Source organism: Limnobacter sp. SAORIC-580 (assembly GCF_013004065.1).
GTDB lineage: Bacteria > Pseudomonadota > Gammaproteobacteria > Burkholderiales > Burkholderiaceae_B > Limnobacter > Limnobacter profundi.
This window is the reverse complement of sequence record NZ_CP053084.1, coordinates 679,461-696,285: the sequence shown is the minus strand read 5'-3', so window position 1 is coordinate 696,285 and position 16,825 is coordinate 679,461. Positions and strand designations below refer to the sequence as shown.

Sequence of the window (16,825 nt, the reverse complement as noted above, 5' to 3'; positions counted from 1 at the left end):
TTATTCCGGGTCAGAGCCCAACTGGCGACGGTCCAACAAAGCCCGCGCCACGGTGCTGGGGTCGGTGTATTCAAGCTCGCCACCTATAGGCACGCCACGGGCAAGGCGACTCACCTTCAGTGCCATACGGCGAATTCGATCGGTGAGAAACACGGCCGTGGCCTCGCCCTCGTTGGTGAAGTTGGTGGCCAGAATCACTTCCTTCACTTCGCTGTCGTCCAGGCGCTGGCTTAACTTGGGCCAGTCCAAGGACTCAGGGCGCACACCATCCAATGGCGAGGCACGGCCCATCAACACGTAGTAGTAACCGCGATAGGTTTGCGTGGCCTCAATGGCAGCAAGGTCAGCAGGTGTTTCAACCACACACAATAAACCTGGATTGCGACGGGTGTCGCTGCAAATAGAGCACACATCGGCATGGCAAAAATTGTTGCACATGCTGCAGTGGCGTATTTCCGCCACTGCTTTCAGTAGCGATTCACCAAGCGCCGTGGCGGCCTGGCGATCATTTTGCAACAAATGAAAAGCCAGGCGTTGCGCCGACTTTGGCCCCACGCCGGGCAAGCGCTTGAGCGCCTGCACCAGATCAACCAAAGGGTCGAGGCCATCAAAGGCGTCAAACGCGGAACGGCTCATGTGTGAAAATTAAAATGGCATTTTGAAGCCGGGGGGCATTGGGAAACCGGCCGTGACTGAGGACATTTTTTCAGTCATGGTGGCTTCGGCTTTGCGCACAGCGTCGTTGAATGCTGCGGCAACCAAATCTTCCAGCATGTCCTTGTCTTCGCCCAACAGCGAGGGGTCAATGGTAATGCGCTTGCAATCGTGCTTGCAGGTCATCACCACTTTCACCATACCACCGCCCGATTGCCCCTCCACTTCCAGGGCACCAATTTCGGCCTGCATCTTGGCCATCTTTTCCTGCATTTGCTGGGCTTGTTTCATCAAGCCGGCCAGTTGGCCTTTCATCATGTTCATGTCGAAATCTCTCCTGTCAAATATCGGCTGGGCCTGTATTGCTCAGCGTGCGTTCTGAACCTGAGACCACAGTTGCGCCCATCAAGTTCTGAATGTCTTTTAAAAACGGGTCTTCCTGCAAGGCTTGCTTGGCGCCTTCAAGGGCTTGCCTGCGGGTTTCACTTTGCACCGCATGCGCGGTTTGCTGCGCCTCACCAAACTGCATTTGCAAACGGACAGTGCTTCCATAGTACTGGCCCAGTGCGCTCTCAAGACGGGCCGCCATGCTGGGTTCGGTGTAGGCTTTAATTGCTGTGCGCAAAACAATGTGCAGCACCTCGCCATCCCGACTGGCCTCAACCAGTTCGGCCTGCACAAGCGCCTGGCGGGTCAAACCCTTGGCGGGCACTTCTTGAGACACCTGCGGCCAGTTGGCCGCACTGGGCAAATTGCCATTGGCTGATTGGGTATAAGCCGGTTGCGGTTTAAATTCCGACGCTGATGCAGATGCAGGCACAACGGGCTTCGATTGGGCCACAGGCAAATCATCGGCGGTGTCCCAGGGTGGTGATTCGTCGAATTCCTCCACAAGCGCAGGCGATGGGCCCTTGGGTGTGGTCGACTCCATGACAGGCGCAGCAGGGACCTCAGCGGAAACCTCAACAGGCATTGAAGGCACAGCAGCCACCACTGGTTTAGCCGCAGCGGGTTTGGCTGCCAACAGGGGAACGGTCGCTTTGATGGCTGCTGGAGCCAAGGGCATGGTACGGCCCACCGCAACTTGCCCACCCGGCTTGAAGGCCAACATGCGCACCAGCGCCATGGAGAACCCAATGTGTTCCTCTGGGGCCAAATGCAATTCAGCACGGGCATGGGTGGCAATTTGATAAATCAGTTGCAAATCTTCGGCACCAAAAGCACCTTGCGGGTGTTGTAGCGCCGCCTGGTCGGGGTCATCAGCATCAAGTTCACCGGCAAAGTGCGCAACCGAAAGCCGGTAAGCAATGGCGGCCAGTTCGTCGAGAATGGCGCCAAATGGCGCACTGGCTGTGGCCAGCGCATTGCTCAATTCAAGCAAAGCCTTGCCATCGCCAACAGCCAGGGCTTGCAGCAACTGATGCACTACTTGCTGATCCACAGCGCCCAGCATGGTTCGTACGGTTTCTTCACCCACATGGCCTGCGCTGTAGGCAATGGCCTGGTCAGTCAGTGAAAGTGCATCACGCACACTGCCACGTGCGGCCTTGGCCAAGAGGCGCAGCGCACCGGGCTCAAAGGCAATTTTCTCTTCCGTCAGAATGTGGGCCAGGTGGTCTGCAAGCTGGTCGGGCGGCAATTGGCGCAAGGCAAACTGCAGGCAACGCGACAACACCGTGGCTGGAATTTTTTGCGGATCGGTGGTGGCCAAAATAAACAGCACATGGCCTGGTGGCTCTTCCAGCGTTTTCAGCATGGCGTTGAATGCACTGGTCGACAGCATGTGCACTTCGTCGATGACATACACCTTGTAGCGGCCTGCGGTGGGCGCGTACATGGCGTTCTCAAGCAAGGCACGCATCTCATCCACGCGCGTGTTGGTGGCTGCATCCACTTCCAGCAAATCGACAAACCGGCCCTGGCTGATTTCGACACAAGCCTGGCACTTGCCACAAGGCGTGCGGCTAATACCCTGCTCGCAGTTCACGGCGCGGGCCAGAATTCGGGCAATGGTGGTTTTGCCTACACCGCGGGTGCCGGTGAACAAATAGGCATGGTGCAGGCGTTGATTGTCGAGCGCGTGGGAGAGGGCTTTAACCACATGGGCCTGGCCCACCAGAGAATCAAAGTCTCGCGGTCGCCATTTTCGTGCCAAAGCCTGAGATACGGTTTGATTCATTCAGATTGGGTCCACGTTTGTGTCCACGGTTGATTCCGCGCTGGGTCCAACAAATTAAGAGGCGAGCCAGAACCCCGGCACTGACTTCACGGTTGTGGCTGCTTCCTTCCGGACCTGACCAGGTTGGCCGCTACGCCATGCGGGGAGGCCCGCCAGACTGAATTCTACACCGAAGTCAGCCAGTGAACCTCGCCATGCCGGTCAATCAGTGCAGCTTGTGTGGACGCCAGTTTATTGCCCTTGTTCAGGGTGAGGTCAACTAAACCCACGTATTCAAGCACTTGCTGGGTATAGCCTTCCAAATTTCCTGCATTTACTGCCCATTTGTAGTCCAGCACCAGAAAACGGTCGGACAACTCAAGCACCCGGTCAGCCCGAAGCGACCGACCATCGCCCAGCACCCATTCCAGTTCATTGAACACACGGTTGTTGCTGACCACAGCACTTTGCAACCAGGGCTGCAAGTCAGCCTTATCCACCAGCAAACGGCAGGCTTGCTCCACATGCAGCAATTCATCGTCCCGCAGGGGTCGAAACACCGCCTCGCAGCGCACCAACACCCGCGCCCACCAAGTGTCGAAAGGCACATCAAACAGCTCGTCAACCCATTCAAGCGCAGCATGCCAGGCTGTGCCTTTTCGCAATTCGGGCGTGGTAATACGAGGCACCACCTTGCCCACAGGCGCATTCAATGCTTTCAGTACCGGAAACTGCGGGCGTACCCACACGGCGGGGGGATCGAACAGCCCAGCCAATTCAATTTGGGCGGGCCCTTGCCTGGCTTCATCGGATGCATTTATTGCACTTTCAAAAGTTGGCCAAGTGTTGTGCACTAGCGAGGCAAAAGGCAGCAAGCGTTCATACCAGCCCTTGTTGGCCCCACGCTTTTCACTGCCACTTAAGTGAATGGAATACCGGGCGCGGGTTAGCGCCACATACAGCAAGTGGTCTTCCTCATCGGCATAAGCTTGTTGCTCAATGGTTTGAGCAGATGCACGGCCTGGGCTGGGGTTGCTCAAATTGCCCATCACTGTGACTGAGTTGGGGTGCGATTCACCCAAAGCCCAATCGATCAGCAAACCCGCATTGCTGCCACCGGGTTTGGGCGACGAGTTTGCATCGAACAGCCACACGTGGTTTGCCTCCAAACCCTTGGCTGAATGCACGGTCATGATGCGCAAGACATCCGGGTTGTTGGCTGCGCCTTCGCTGTCGGAGCTGGCATAGGTTTGCAGTTTCACAGCCTCATCCAAAGCGTGCTGCAGGCTTGGAAAACGACCCTTGTTCAAACCCAGTGCCCAAGCTTTTAACCAATCCCAGTGCTCAGCCATCATGACCCGCTGGCGCGGTGACGCTGAATTCAAATATTTTTCAGAGGCCTTGGTATCGGTAACAACTTTGGACAGGGTTTCAAACAGCGGCAAGGCGCGCGCCATGCGCAGCCATTCCGACAATTGCGCATGCAAGTTCGCCCATGGTCTCTCATGTTGCCCGGCCAAGGCCTCCAGCGTACTCCACACGGTGTTGGCCCCAGTGGTGGTCCGGGTTGTTTTACCCGCTTGAATCAGCGCCTGAAATTGCGGCGAAGAAAGCCCAATGAGGGGGCAACGCAACAATTGCAGCAGGTGCAAATTGGCATGTGGGTCATTCAGAAAACCCAGTAGTGCAATGGTGTCACCCCATACCTGCGAGGTGTAACGCTCGCCTTTGTCTTTGATGGTGTAAGCCAAACCGGCTTCACGCAGAGCAGCCATGAGGGGCACGCCACTTTTGTGGGCGCGCACCAGCACCATCACTTCACTCAAATTCTGGATGCTGCCATTGGCCAGCCACTGTTGCAGAGTGTGCACCACACGCTGCGCTTCATCGGGGCCTTGCTCTTCTTTGAGCAGTTTGGGATAAACATTCAAGCCGCTCAGCGTGGATTCACTTTTTCCAGCCAAACTGGTGTGTGTGCGAAAGGCAGTTTGCCCCCGCGTTTGCCCCGGCTCGAACACGGTGTTGACCACATTAACCACAGACTGCGCACAACGCCGTGTTGAATCCGATTCCAAAGTTTTGGCTGCGAAGTTTTCCACAAGCCAGGTGCGCGCGTGGTTGAACAAGCGCGCTTCGGCCCGTCGAAAACGGTAAATTGATTGTTTCGGGTCGCCCACCAAAAACACGCTGGGCTTGTCATCACCACTGTAGTCTTGCAACCAAAGTTTCAAGATATTCCATTGCACCGGGTTGGTGTCTTGAAATTCATCCACCAACAAATGACGCACGCGCGTGTCCAGTTTTTGCTGCATGTAAGCGCGCTGTTCATCATTCATCAACATGCGCAATGCGGTGGCTTCAAGGTCATCGAAATCGCACAAACCCTGCTCAAGCTTGATTGATTTGTACGTGTCAAACAAGGGCTCAATCAATTGCGCCAAAGCAGCTGTGGCCTGCATGTCGAGCTGGTCTTTTTCAAATTGCAAGGCCTGTGCTGTTTGCAGGGCCAAGCCCTCCAAGGTTTGCACATAGTCTGTTTCATCCACCGCTGTTTTCTGGCCCGCAGTGATCTTGAAAAAGTTTTTGCTCGGTTCATTTTTTGCGGTCAAACAAACCGCTTTCAGCTGCTCAAAAACATCCCCTGCATCGCCACCTTCCCGCAATGCAGTCAGTGCCTTTTCAATTTCCACAGCATGGCCCTGTTGCTTCGCCGTGCCCAAGGCCAGCCAGCGTGCAGCTTGTTGCCATTGCTCTAGATAATGCTTGTTGTTCAACACTTCAACAGGCCATTGTTCGCCTTCATCAATGCCAAACACCAAGTTCAACGGTGGCGCTTCGCTGTTGTGCAACCACAGGCTGCAAGCCACGCGATTGGTCAACGCATGCTGCAACACCTGGCGCACCACGGCACGGTCCATTTGTGAGGCCAGCGTGTCAAAGGCTGGCAGCAATTCCGATTGATCGTTCAGCAAATTGGCTGTGAACACATCAATGGCCATGTCCATCCAGAACCCGGTTTGATCGGTGGGTTCGCTTTGCCTTGAAAAGCCACTGGCCAAGGGTGCCATTTGGCACAAAGACGCGAACCAGCCATGGAACGTGTCGATGGTCACCCCACGTGAATTGGTCAGCACCTCGCCCGCAAGCGCACGCGCCTTGCTCAGGTTGGTCTCATTGGCCACGGCACCGCGTTCGGTCAACAAAGCGCTCAGCTTGTCGTCACTCAACAAGGCACATTCACGCAACAAACCAAACAGGCGTTCCTGCATTTCTTGCGCGGCTTTGCGTGTGAAGGTAATCGCCAAAATTTGATCAGGCCTTGCCCCACTTAACAGCAAACGAAACAGGCGTGCGGTGAGCAACCAGGTTTTACCACTGCCTGCGCAAGCCTCCACAACAACGCTGTTGGCCGGGTTGCAGGCAATCGATGTGAAGTCGTTGGGCGACTTGTTGGTGGGCGAATCAGTCATCGTCGCCCTCCTCGCCGTTCATTCCTTCGTGAAAAGCAGGGTGGGTTTCGGGCCTGCACACGCCACGCACGGCGCAGTATTCACAGGCGTCACCTGGGTTGGCTTGCCACACCGCCTTGCCTTCAAAAAACGAATTCAGTTCACTGACCAGTTCACTGAGCAACACCTCCCCCCAGGACTGAAAACCCTGTTCACGGTACTCATCGCTCAAGGGCGGAAAACTCACCCAATCCACTTTGTCTTTGTGCAAGCCCAGGAAATCAAGTTGCGCACCAGGGCTGTTCAACATGGCCTGATAGGCGGGCAATTGAGGCTGGCTCAAAGGATCGGCCAGTCTTTTTTTCAACACGGCAGGGTTGGTAAATTTAATGTCTGAAATCGCCAGTGCGCCACCCCGGGTATCCAACCTGTCCACGCGGCCTTTCAATGCAAGCGAGGCTCCGCTGGGTTGCAATACAAGTGTGTGTTCAACCTGCTGCTCTGCACCCTTGAACTGCCACCCCTGAATTTGACGTTCCATCAATTTACCGGCCAGGCGCGGCACAATTTGATCAAAAAACTTCAGGAAGGGGTAAACAGTTGCGCGATCGTCCAACTCCAGCGTGTTCCACACAAGCTGGGCCTGGTCCAGCAGTGTTTGTTTCCACGCTTGCAACTGATTCACGGGCTGGCCAGGCAAGGCCATGTGCTGTGCTGTTTTTTCCAGCACCTTGTGCACAAACACTCCGCGCAATTGCTCATAACGCATGGCACCCTCATCACGCTGAGGTGGCCAGGGCAAAGCGTGTTTCAAGCCAAACCGAAGGCGACATGCCTTCCAGTCGTCCAGCGCTGTCACTCTTAAAGAATCAGGCATTGAACCCGAATTGCTCAAGGCGGTCAGTTGCAAAGCCTGCTCGGGTGCCTCGCGCACTTCGATTTCAAGACTGGAAGGCGTGTGGTGCCACAAGCTGGCCCAATGTTGGGTGTGGCTTTCGGAATCCCGCAACACAATGTCCAGCCACATCAATTCAGGCAACAACATTTCGGATTTGCCTGCCACCTGTGCGCTGTGTACCAAGGTCACCTCATTGCTGTGCAACAGCAACTCGTACAACGCAGATATTTTTTGAATGCGAGCCAGGCGCGGGCCGGGAAAACCCAATTCCTGCGCCACAGCAGGTGGTAACAAACCGGGTGGGCTTTCCTGAAAATGGGACTGTGCACAACCCAACACCAACACACGCCTGAATTGCCGCATGCGCGTGCTCAACAAGGGCACCATTCGCACAGGGCTTTCAATGTCGAGAGGGCGAAAACGTTGTGACTCAGCCCAGCTGCGCCAGGCTGCCAAAAATTCGTGTGAATCAAATTCGGTTTGCGCAGGCACCTGCCGCATCAAACCCAGCACGGTCAGCAACTGCTGCCCCGCTTCGTCAGGCTGCAAGGCCGTGTCCAGATCATATTTTTCAAACAGGGCCATGAAAGCGCCTGCCCACTGCGCCAGCGTGTAACGGTTCCCTGTTTTACCGAAAGCCCAAGGCTCCAGGTGTTCAAGCGGCAAGCCGGTAAAGGGCTGAGCAATGGCAGTAAGCTGGCCCTGCTCTACAAACTGTTGCAACAGGTGGTCAAACCAGCCCGCCACATTCGATGTGGACAAACGCCACCCGGTGCGGTCATCTACCAACACACCCACTTCAGCCAGCAGCCCCACCATACGGCGCGCAGCCAAGCGATCAAGTACCGCCACAGCAATTTCGCTGACCGGGTCTTCTCGCAACCATTCCAGAATTTGGTGTGCGGCCTGCTGGGCCTGCGTGGTTTCGTCGGGCGCCACCTGCAACACCAAGGGGCTGGGCTGGGTGTTAAAACGCTTCGCGCCCAATTGTTGCCAGGGTTGTGGCCCCTCAATGGCAGGAAGCCTGAACACCTGCAACGGCACCTCGGGGTAAAACAGATCAAGCCAAAGGCCTGGCACAGTTTCGCCATCATCAAACCACACCACCTGCACGGGCGGACTGCCCCCAGGTTCGGCTGGCTTGGGCAACAGGTCCATGAGCTCGGTCGCATAGGTTTGGGCCAATGTGGCCACCACTTGAGCCTCTTCAGCAGCAAAAGTGTTGTTCTCACAATACTGGGCAAGCGCACTTGTGTTGCGTTTTTGCACCAAAACCTGTCGCAAAGCCAACTCCAGGTATTCCTGGGCCAAACCCCACAATTGCGAGGGCGATGAACCACCGCCCAACAAAGGCAATTGCCGCAACACCCCCACCAAATCGGCTTGCAAGGCCAACCAGGGGCCCATGGCGGCTGGCTGGCTTAAACGGTCCGCTGTTTGAACCCAAGGCCCTAGCGTGGCAAGGCCCGCGTGGTGCTGCGCCCAATGCCGCTTAAAGCTGCCCACGGTTTCTATGCGGGGCATCACCCACAACACCTGGCGGGCATCCAGCCCCGATCGGCTTAGCCAGTCAAATGCCGCCGCAAATGGGGTGGCTAGAAAAGGATCGACAGAAACAGGTTGTTGGGTCAAAACGTGTAAAGGCTAATGTATGTTGTTAAGTCGATTAAAACGTGCGCGGGTTTGTGTTTCAGTTCAATTTCGCTGTACCATTCAGAATAGCATTTTCTTAAATGAAGAACTTTCATGGTCTGCGCGTGTGCTTTAATCACCCGGACACGCTTTGTGAATACCCTCCAAAGCAATTACCCACTTGAGGATTTAAATGAGCAGTGACCTGATCAAACACGTCAGTGACGCATCTTTCGACAGCGATGTTTTGAAAACCGACGGCCCTGTGCTGGTGGATTACTGGGCTGAATGGTGTGGTCCTTGCAAAATGATTGCGCCGATTCTTGATGACTTGTCCTCTGAATACAACGGCAAACTGCAAATCGCCAAGATGAACGTGGACGAGAATTCTGAAACGCCTGCCAAGTATGGCATTCGCGGCATTCCAACCTTGATGTTGTTCAAGAACGGTGCCGTAGTGGCCACGAAAGTGGGCGCGTTGTCCAAATCACAGCTGGCCGCCTTTATCGACAGCCACCTGTAATACAATATTGATTGAGTCGCCCGGCACGTGCCGGGCATCGAACCCCCTCACTGCAGTACAACCCCCACCCTTTGTTAACCTGTTTACCTCGCGGCGTTCGCCACCTACACAAATAGCCAAACATGTATCTATCTGAACTAAAAACGCAACACGTCTCTGCCCTGCTTGAAGTGGCTGGTGGCCTTGAAATTGAAAACGCCAACCGCATGCGCAAACAGGAATTGATGTTCGCAATCCTGAAAAAACGTGCCAAAAACGGTGAGCAAATTTTTGGTGATGGTGTGCTCGAAGTGCTGCCTGATGGCTTTGGCTTCCTGCGCTCACCTGAAACCTCGTACCTGGCCAGCCCGGACGACATTTACATTTCTCCCAGCCAGATTCGCCGCTTTAACCTGCACACGGGTGACAGCATCGAAGGTGAAGTACGCACCCCCAAAGACGGTGAGCGTTACTTTGCGCTGGTGAAAGTAGACAAGGTGAACGGCGAAGCGCCTGAAGCCAGCAAACACAAAATTCTGTTTGAAAACCTGACACCGCTGCACCCGAACCAGCCTTTGAAGCTGGAACGCGACATGCGCGGCGAAGAAAACAACACTGGCCGTATCATCGACCTGGTGGCACCCATTGGTAAAGGCCAGCGTGGTTTGCTGGTGGCCCCACCGAAATCGGGTAAAACCGTGATGCTGCAACACATTGCACACGCGATTACCGCCAATCACCCCGACATCACCTTGATTGTGTTGCTGATCGATGAACGCCCCGAAGAAGTCACGGAAATGATGCGCTCAGTGCGTGGCGAAGTAATCGCCTCCACATTCGATGAACCCGCAACCCGCCACGTGCAAGTTGCAGAAATGGTGATTGAAAAGGCCAAGCGCCTGGTTGAGCACAAACGCGACGTGGTCATTCTGCTCGACTCCATTACCCGTTTGGCTCGAGCGTACAACACGGTCGTGCCGTCTTCTGGCAAAGTGCTGACCGGTGGTGTAGACGCCAATGCCCTGCATCGCCCCAAGCGATTCTTCGGTGCCGCCCGTAACATTGAAGAAGGTGGATCGCTCACTATTATCGCCACTGCACTGGTCGACACCGGCAGCCGCATGGATGAAGTGATTTACGAAGAATTCAAGGGCACCGGCAACATGGAAATTCACATGGAACGCCGCATGGCGGAAAAGCGTGTGTACCCTGCCATCAACATCAACCGTTCTTCAACACGTCGCGAAGAACTGCTGATCAAGCCCGATTTGCTGCAAAAGATTTGGGTACTGCGCCGCTTGCTGCACGACATGGACGAAATTGCTGCGATGGAATTCCTGATGGACAAGATCCGCCAGACCAAGAACAACGCAGAGTTCTTCGAAATGATGAAGAAGTAAATCAGATCATTTTTTCTGACCAAAGCCCATGCTGCAGTTGCACCGTGGGCTTTTTTAATTGCACAATCAGTCAACAACCCACCTAGGAGCGCCCCAATGAATCGCGTTTTTTCCCTGCTCACACTCATGTTTGCGCTGCTACTCAGCGGCTGCGGGTATAACACCATTCAAACCACGGATGAACAAGTGAAAGCGGCCTGGGCCGAGGTGTTAAACCAGTACCAGCGCCGGGCCGACCTGGTGCCCAATTTGGTGAATGTGGTGAAGGCCGAAGCCAATTTTGAGCAGGAAACACTGACGCAGGTGGTTGAAGCGCGCTCAAAAGCAACGTCGATTCAAGCCACTCCGGAACTGATCAACGACCCGGAAGCCTTCAACAAATTTCAGCAGGCGCAAGGTGAGCTGAGTGGTGCTTTGTCGCGGCTGTTGTTGATTACCGAGAACTACCCCAATCTGAAAGCCAATCAAGGTTTTCGTGATTTGCAAACGCAGCTTGAGGGCACAGAAAACCGAATTACCGTGGCGCGCAACCGCTACATTAAATCGGTTCAGGAGTACAACGTGACAGTGCGTTCATTTCCCAACAACCTGACCGCGATGGTGATGGGCTACGAAGTGAAGCCCAGCTTCACGGTTGAAAACGAAGCCGCTATTTCCAAACCACCCACCGTGGACTTTGGCACCAAGTGATGCACACCATGTGCAATTCAATTGCCCGGTTTTGGCTAAGTAAGCTGCTGGCGCTGGTGCTGTTGATTCCAGTGCCTGGCGTGTTGTCGGCTCAAGACGTACCTGTGCCCCCCTTGAATGCCCAAGTGGTCGACACAACGGGCACGCTAAGCCCGGAACAGAGAACTGCACTGATTCAAAAATTGCAGACATTTGAAGCCACCAAAGGCAGCCAGATTGCTGTGTTGCTGGTGCCAAGCACCCAGCCAGAAACCATTGAGCAATATGCATTGCGTGTGGCCGAGAATTGGAAAATTGGCCGCAAAAATGTGGACGATGGCGCAATTTTGGTGGTGGCCCTGCAGGACCGTACACTGCGCATCGAAGTGGGCTACGGCTTGGAAGGTGCCCTTACCGACATTACCTCCAAACGAATTATTGAAGAGATTATTGTGCCGCAGTTTCGCCAGGGCGATTTTGCAGGTGGGGTGGCAGCCGGTGTGGACCAAATGATCAAGGTAATTGAAGGCGAACCCCTGCCAGAGCCGGTTGCGCAGCAAACAGCAAACAACTCAAGCACCATTGAAGACATTGCACCTGTGCTGTTCATGCTCTCGCTTTTCGTGGGTGGGTTTCTGCGCAAAACCATCGGCAAATTGCCCGCAGCATTGGCCACTGGCGGTTTGGTGTTCGTGGTGGCTTGGTTGTTCGCTGGCGCCGTGGTTTTTGCCGTGCTTGCTGCTGTAGTGGCTGCGCTGCTCACCCTGTTTGGCAATTCGGTGGGTGGCATGGGTGGCGGCCGTGGTGGCTTCGGTCGCGGTGGCAGCGGTTTTGGAAGCGGTGGCGGCTTCAGTGGTGGAGGCGGCGGTTTTGGAGGCGGTGGCGCTTCGGGTAGGTGGTAACCATGAATTTCAAACGTGTAGTAAAACACCTGATAACCACCGAGCGCGATGTGCGGAAAACATTCTCGCCCTCACACCTGCAACACATCGCGCAGGCCATAAGCGCCAGCGAAAGCCAGCATTCCGGTGAAATTCGATTCGCGGTGGAAAGCGCGCTCGAACTACACCCCCTGTTGCAGGCGCAAACGCCCCGTCAACGCGCCATTGAGGTATTCAGTGAATTGCATGTGTGGGACACCGAGCTCAACAACGGAGTGCTCATTTATGTACTGCTGGCGGACCATGCCATCGAAATTGTGGCAGACCGGGGTATTCACGCCAAGGTTGGCAACGCTTACTGGGAAGTGCTATGCCACCAAATTGAGCAGTCGTTTGCCCAAGGACAATTCGAGGCTGGGGTGATGAACAGTATTGATGCGGTCAGCACAAAATTGATTGAGCACTTTCCGCACAGTGGGGGCGGCAAGAATGAACTTCCCGACACCCCGGTGGTGATTGGCTAAACCAGAAGCGCCGGCTTACATGGCCTGAATCGGGCAACTCTTGGGCACTGTGTAGCCCTCGGGCAAACTGCACTCAGAGGCTTTGCCATCGATTGAGCAACGCACCTTTTTCAGCAGACGCAAGGCACAACCATCGTACACGCCATCTTTACTCAAGCTGATTCGGGCTTCACGCATCATGGTGGTGTATTCCACCTTGTCTGCATCCATCATTTTCAGCCAGGCTTTGTCTGGAATTTGTCGATCAATTTTTTTCACGGCTTCCAAGGCCTTGGGCATTTCCTGCGCGACAAAAGCCCGCAATTTCTGGCCTGAACCCGGCTGAAACTTCGACTTTCGCAAAATGATTTGATAAGTGACCATGGCCACAGGCAACTGAATAATTGCGCCACGCCTGCCCAGGCCCTTGTAAAGCTCAAGAGGTGAGTAGGCAATCGAAGGGGCCACGATAATATCCACAGCGCCGTTGTTGAACATGGAACCGTAATTGGATACGTCCGCAGCAATCGGTTGTGCGCCAACCTGCTCAATCAGCCTGCGCTGCGATTCATCGTGCGACAAAGCCGCAACCCGCTTGCCCGCAGCCTTGGCCAGTGAATTGATTTCGCGATCGCGCACAAACACATAAGCTGTACCGAAGGGCAATACACCACCCACCTCAAAGTCACTTTGCTGCATCACACTTTGCAATTGGGGGCTGCCCATTGACTTCAAAGCCAGCAACACTGCATCGTAGTTGGGCAAGCCACCAATCGCATCCAGACTGCCGGTAAAGCTGTTGTATTTTCGGGTGCGAATGCCAGTGGCCACCAGGCCATCGCACACACCAATTTCAAAGTCTTTGGCGGCAACCGATTCATTGGTGTACACCACAGGTTTAAAGCCGTAGCCGTTTTTTCGGCCCTCAAGGGCATATTCCTGAGCCAAATTAAAAATTGGTCCTTTGGCACCAAGTAAGTCGAATACACAAATATCAGGCTCTTTTCCGCTCACTGTTTGAGCGCGCGCCGTACTCTGGAAACCCAGAAAAACCAACATCATCAAACTGAAAACAGCCGCAATTCGCAGGCTGTTTTTTACACACGGATTCATCATCTTTTTCCTGCCTGCAAGGCGCGCAGGGTGATGATTTGGGTGAGATTAACCAAAGTTTTGGTCATCATCCGGTTCCAGATCAAATCAACTACCGCCGCCTTGAATACGAGTCGCTTGGGCCCAATGCCCAAGCCGGGTTTTAAATAAAACAGGTAGCGCCAGGTCACCAAAGTGCCGTCGCCATCCTTCTCAAATTCAAATGAGCCTTTGGCATGATCAAGCCAATTCAACAGGGGTTGGCTAAAGCCCGTACCCTTGTATACAAACTGGCGATTTGGCACAAAGGCCAACACTTCTTCATCAATAACAGCACCGCCCTTGAATGTAATTCGCTGAATATCGCCCACTTCATTGAACGATTTGCCCTGAATCATTTCTATACGAGTAATCGGCGCTATGAGTGCGTCACTGTGAATGTATTCATCCGCCTTTAAACGGGTGTACAAGGCAAAGCAATCGGCCAGAGGCACAGGGATTCGGCATGAACGCTGGATCATCAAGGGTGCTTGGGTCACAATGAGTCCTCTTTTTAGTTGTTGGGTACTGCGCATGATCACACGTTTTTTTCCGATTCTTACGAAACTTAAAGCCCTGAAAACTCATGGTCGCATGCTGTGGCACGCTTTCCGGCATGCAGACACGCCCAAATGGATCAAGGGCTTCATGTTGGCTGTGGTGGTTTATCTGTTTAGCCCCATCGACCTGATCCCCGACTTCCTCGTGCTGTTTGGCATTACCGACGATTTGGTCGTGATTAGCGCCGCCATGTGGTTTTTAGGCAAAGTTGTTCCGGAAAAGGTCAAAAACAGTCTGCCCATGGACCAGGCAGGCAGCCAAGCAACCTCGATAGACAACACACAGCAAGTTCAAAAAAACACGGTCAAAGCGCCCACTGCATTGCCTGCTACACCCACAAAAACAAGCCCTCTCAAGCCTTTCGGAATTGTTTTGCTCGTGGGGCTGCTGATTGCCGCTTTGGCAAGTCACCCATGGATACATGCCCAATTTCAAAGCATTGGAGCATTTTTTTGAGTGTGGAAGTAACAGTTTTACTCTAGAAAAACAAAAAGCCCGGTGATTTCTCACCGGGCTTTCAAGCTTCTCAAGCCCTGCCTTTCAGTGAAGGCAGTGGTTATTGTTGAACAGTCAATCAGTGACCAGTTGCCATGCCAGCACCACGCGGGGTACGTACATCTTCAACCAAGTGCTGAATGTGCTCTGGGGGTGGTGCTGTTACCTTGCTGACCAGATAGGCCACAACAAAGTTACAAATCGCGCCTACCGTACCGAAAGCTTCAGGCGTGATGCCGAAGAAGCCGTTGGCACCGCCAACCAAGTGCAGGTATTCCGTACCGTTTACAAACAAAATACCCTTGTGTGCAAACACGTAGAACAGGGTTACTGCCAAGCCTGTCAACATACCCACGATTGCGCCTGTGGAGTTCATGGTCTTGGAGAAAATACCCATCATGATTACCGGGAACAAGCTTGATGCTGCAATACCGAAGGCCAAGGCCACAGTACCCGCCGCGAAGCCTGGCGGGTTCAAGCCCAGATAACCGGCCAGAACAATCGCACCCGCCATGGAAATTTTACCGGCCAGCAGTTCGTTCTTTTCAGAAATATTGGGATTGAACACACCCTTGATCAAGTCATGCGAAACCGCAGACGAAATCGCCAGCAGCAAACCTGCCGCAGTCGACAGCGCAGCAGCCAAACCACCGGCAGCCACCAAGGCAATTACCCAGTTGGGCAGCAATGCAATTTCAGGGTTGGCCAACACCATGATGTCGGCATTCACTGTCATCTCATTGCCTTTCCAGCCTGCAGCTTCCGCTTTGGCCAAGAACTCGGGGTTCTTGCTTGCATCGTTGTAGTACTGAATACGACCATCGCCATTCTTGTCTTCAAACTTGAGCAAGCCTGTGGTTTCCCAACGACCCATCCAGTCCGGCTTCTTGTCGTTTTCCAAAGCTGCGTCAGCTGCGAACAAGTCGCCACCAGTGGCCACATTGGAATTCACCGTGGCATGCAGGTTGTAACGGGCCATTGCGCCAACAGCAGGTGCCGTGGTGTACAAAATTGCAATGAACACCAGTGCCCAACCGGCAGATGAACGCGCATCAGCCACTGTGGGTACAGTGAAGAAGCGAATAATAACGTGGGGCAGGCCCGCGGTACCAATCATCAAACTAACGGTGTAGAAGAAGGTGTTCAGGTAGCTACCACCAGCAGGTGTTGTGGTGTATTGGCTAAAGCCTAGGTCAGTCACAACCTTGTCCAGGGTGGCCAGCATGGGTTGGCCATTGGCCAGCATGTCGGAACCCAAGCCCAACTGCGGCAAAGGATTGCCTGTCAGGTTCAAGGAAATGAAGATTGCGGGGATGGTGTAAGCGAAAATCAACACGATGTACTGTGCAATTTGCGTGTAGGTAATGCCCTTCATGCCACCAAACACGGCGTACATGAACACAATACCCATACCCACATAAATACCCACTTCAGCGGACACGCCCAGGAATCGGGAGAAAGCCACACCCACGCCGGTCATCTGTCCAATTACGTAAGTAATGGAAGCCACCAGCAAACAGATCACAGCCACTGTGCGGGCTGTGTTGGAGTAGTAACGATCGCCAATGAACTGTGGCACCGTGAACTTGCCAAACTTGCGCAGGTACGGAGCCAGCAACATTGCCAACAACACATAGCCGCCAGTCCAACCCATCAGGAATACGGAACCACCGTAACCCATGTTGGCAATCAGACCCGCCATTGAAATGAACGAAGCGGCTGACATCCAGTCCGCCGCAGTCGCCATACCGTTGGCCACGGGGTGAACGCCACCGCCAGCCACATAAAATTCACCCGTGCTTCCAGCACGAGCCCAAAACGCAATACCGAGGTACAGCGCAAAACTCAAACCCACGATAACGTAGGTGATTGTTTGCAAATCCATTGGCAAT

General features: G+C 54.1%; 14 protein-coding genes and 1 other RNA gene. 6 read left to right on the top strand and 9 right to left on the bottom strand.

Annotation, left to right across the window (positions count from 1 at the left end; all coding sequences use genetic code 11):
• The 6 genes from recR to HKT17_RS03225 all read right to left on the bottom strand — a co-directional run bounded on the left by recR (position 1) and on the right by HKT17_RS03225 (position 8,791).
• Positions 1–636, bottom strand: coding sequence for a recombination mediator RecR (gene recR / locus HKT17_RS03250; RefSeq protein WP_008250216.1), 636 nt, complete (start codon positions 634–636; stop codon positions 1–3).
• A gap of 9 nt (positions 637–645) precedes the next feature.
• Positions 646–972, bottom strand: a complete 327-nt coding sequence (locus HKT17_RS03245) for a YbaB/EbfC family nucleoid-associated protein (protein WP_040512993.1) — start codon at positions 970–972, stop codon at positions 646–648.
• A gap of 22 nt (positions 973–994) precedes the next feature.
• The gene (gene dnaX, locus HKT17_RS03240) at positions 995–2,833 is read right to left on the bottom strand and encodes a DNA polymerase III subunit gamma/tau (RefSeq protein WP_171097798.1); all 1,839 of its coding nucleotides are present in this window, start codon (positions 2,831–2,833) and stop codon (positions 995–997) included.
• A gap of 57 nt (positions 2,834–2,890) precedes the next feature.
• An RNA gene (gene ffs / locus HKT17_RS03235) (signal recognition particle sRNA small type) lies at positions 2,891–2,987 on the bottom strand.
• Positions 2,988–2,997: 10 nt separating this feature from the next.
• Complete coding sequence (locus HKT17_RS03230; protein WP_171097795.1) at positions 2,998–6,282, bottom strand: UvrD-helicase domain-containing protein; 3,285 nt, start codon at positions 6,280–6,282, stop codon at positions 2,998–3,000.
• On the bottom strand, positions 6,275–8,791 hold the full coding sequence (locus tag HKT17_RS03225) for a PD-(D/E)XK nuclease family protein (RefSeq protein ID WP_171097793.1): 2,517 nt from the start codon (positions 8,789–8,791) through the stop codon (positions 6,275–6,277). Before HKT17_RS03225 ends, HKT17_RS03230 begins: the two co-directional genes overlap by 8 nt.
• A gap of 193 nt (positions 8,792–8,984) precedes the next feature.
• On the opposite strand from HKT17_RS03225, the gene trxA reads away from it, so the two are divergent.
• The 5 genes from trxA (at position 8,985) to HKT17_RS03200 (ending at position 12,767) form a co-directional block, all read left to right on the top strand.
• The gene (gene trxA, locus HKT17_RS03220) at positions 8,985–9,314 is read left to right on the top strand and encodes a thioredoxin TrxA (RefSeq protein ID WP_105028303.1); all 330 of its coding nucleotides are present in this window, start codon (positions 8,985–8,987) and stop codon (positions 9,312–9,314) included.
• A 122-nt stretch (positions 9,315–9,436) separates the two neighbouring features.
• Positions 9,437–10,693: a transcription termination factor Rho gene (gene rho, locus HKT17_RS03215; protein ID WP_008250210.1), complete on the top strand. Its 1,257-nt coding sequence runs from the start codon at positions 9,437–9,439 to the stop codon at positions 10,691–10,693.
• Between the two features lie 96 nt (positions 10,694–10,789).
• The gene (locus HKT17_RS03210) at positions 10,790–11,383 is read left to right on the top strand and encodes a LemA family protein (protein ID WP_171097791.1); all 594 of its coding nucleotides are present in this window, start codon (positions 10,790–10,792) and stop codon (positions 11,381–11,383) included.
• An 8-nt stretch (positions 11,384–11,391) separates the two neighbouring features.
• Positions 11,392–12,264 carry a TPM domain-containing protein gene (locus tag HKT17_RS03205; RefSeq protein WP_171097789.1) on the top strand — a complete coding sequence of 291 codons (873 nt, stop codon included), beginning with the start codon at positions 11,392–11,394 and terminating at the stop codon, positions 12,262–12,264.
• Positions 12,265–12,266: 2 nt separating this feature from the next.
• Positions 12,267–12,767: a TPM domain-containing protein gene (locus HKT17_RS03200; protein ID WP_171097788.1), complete on the top strand. Its 501-nt coding sequence runs from the start codon at positions 12,267–12,269 to the stop codon at positions 12,765–12,767.
• A 15-nt stretch (positions 12,768–12,782) separates the two neighbouring features.
• Here HKT17_RS03200 and HKT17_RS03195 read toward each other — a convergent pair whose 3' ends face one another.
• Both HKT17_RS03195 and HKT17_RS03190 read right to left on the bottom strand, forming a co-directional pair.
• A complete protein-coding gene (locus HKT17_RS03195) occupies positions 12,783–13,862 on the bottom strand; it encodes a putative solute-binding protein (RefSeq protein ID WP_171097786.1) in 1,080 nt (359 codons plus the stop codon).
• On the bottom strand, positions 13,859–14,413 hold the full coding sequence (locus tag HKT17_RS03190; RefSeq protein ID WP_205882486.1) for an SRPBCC family protein: 555 nt from the start codon (positions 14,411–14,413) through the stop codon (positions 13,859–13,861). The genes HKT17_RS03195 and HKT17_RS03190 overlap by 4 nt, the downstream gene beginning before the upstream one ends.
• On the opposite strand from HKT17_RS03190, the gene HKT17_RS03185 reads away from it, so the two are divergent.
• Positions 14,412–14,894 carry a YkvA family protein gene (locus tag HKT17_RS03185; RefSeq protein ID WP_171097784.1) on the top strand — a complete coding sequence of 161 codons (483 nt, stop codon included), beginning with the start codon at positions 14,412–14,414 and terminating at the stop codon, positions 14,892–14,894. The genes HKT17_RS03190 and HKT17_RS03185 overlap by 2 nt on opposite strands.
• A 118-nt stretch (positions 14,895–15,012) precedes the next feature.
• Here HKT17_RS03185 and HKT17_RS03180 read toward each other — a convergent pair whose 3' ends face one another.
• Positions 15,013–16,818: a sodium:solute symporter family protein gene (locus HKT17_RS03180; RefSeq protein ID WP_171097783.1), complete on the bottom strand. Its 1,806-nt coding sequence runs from the start codon at positions 16,816–16,818 to the stop codon at positions 15,013–15,015.
• Positions 16,819–16,825 lie beyond the last annotated feature (7 nt).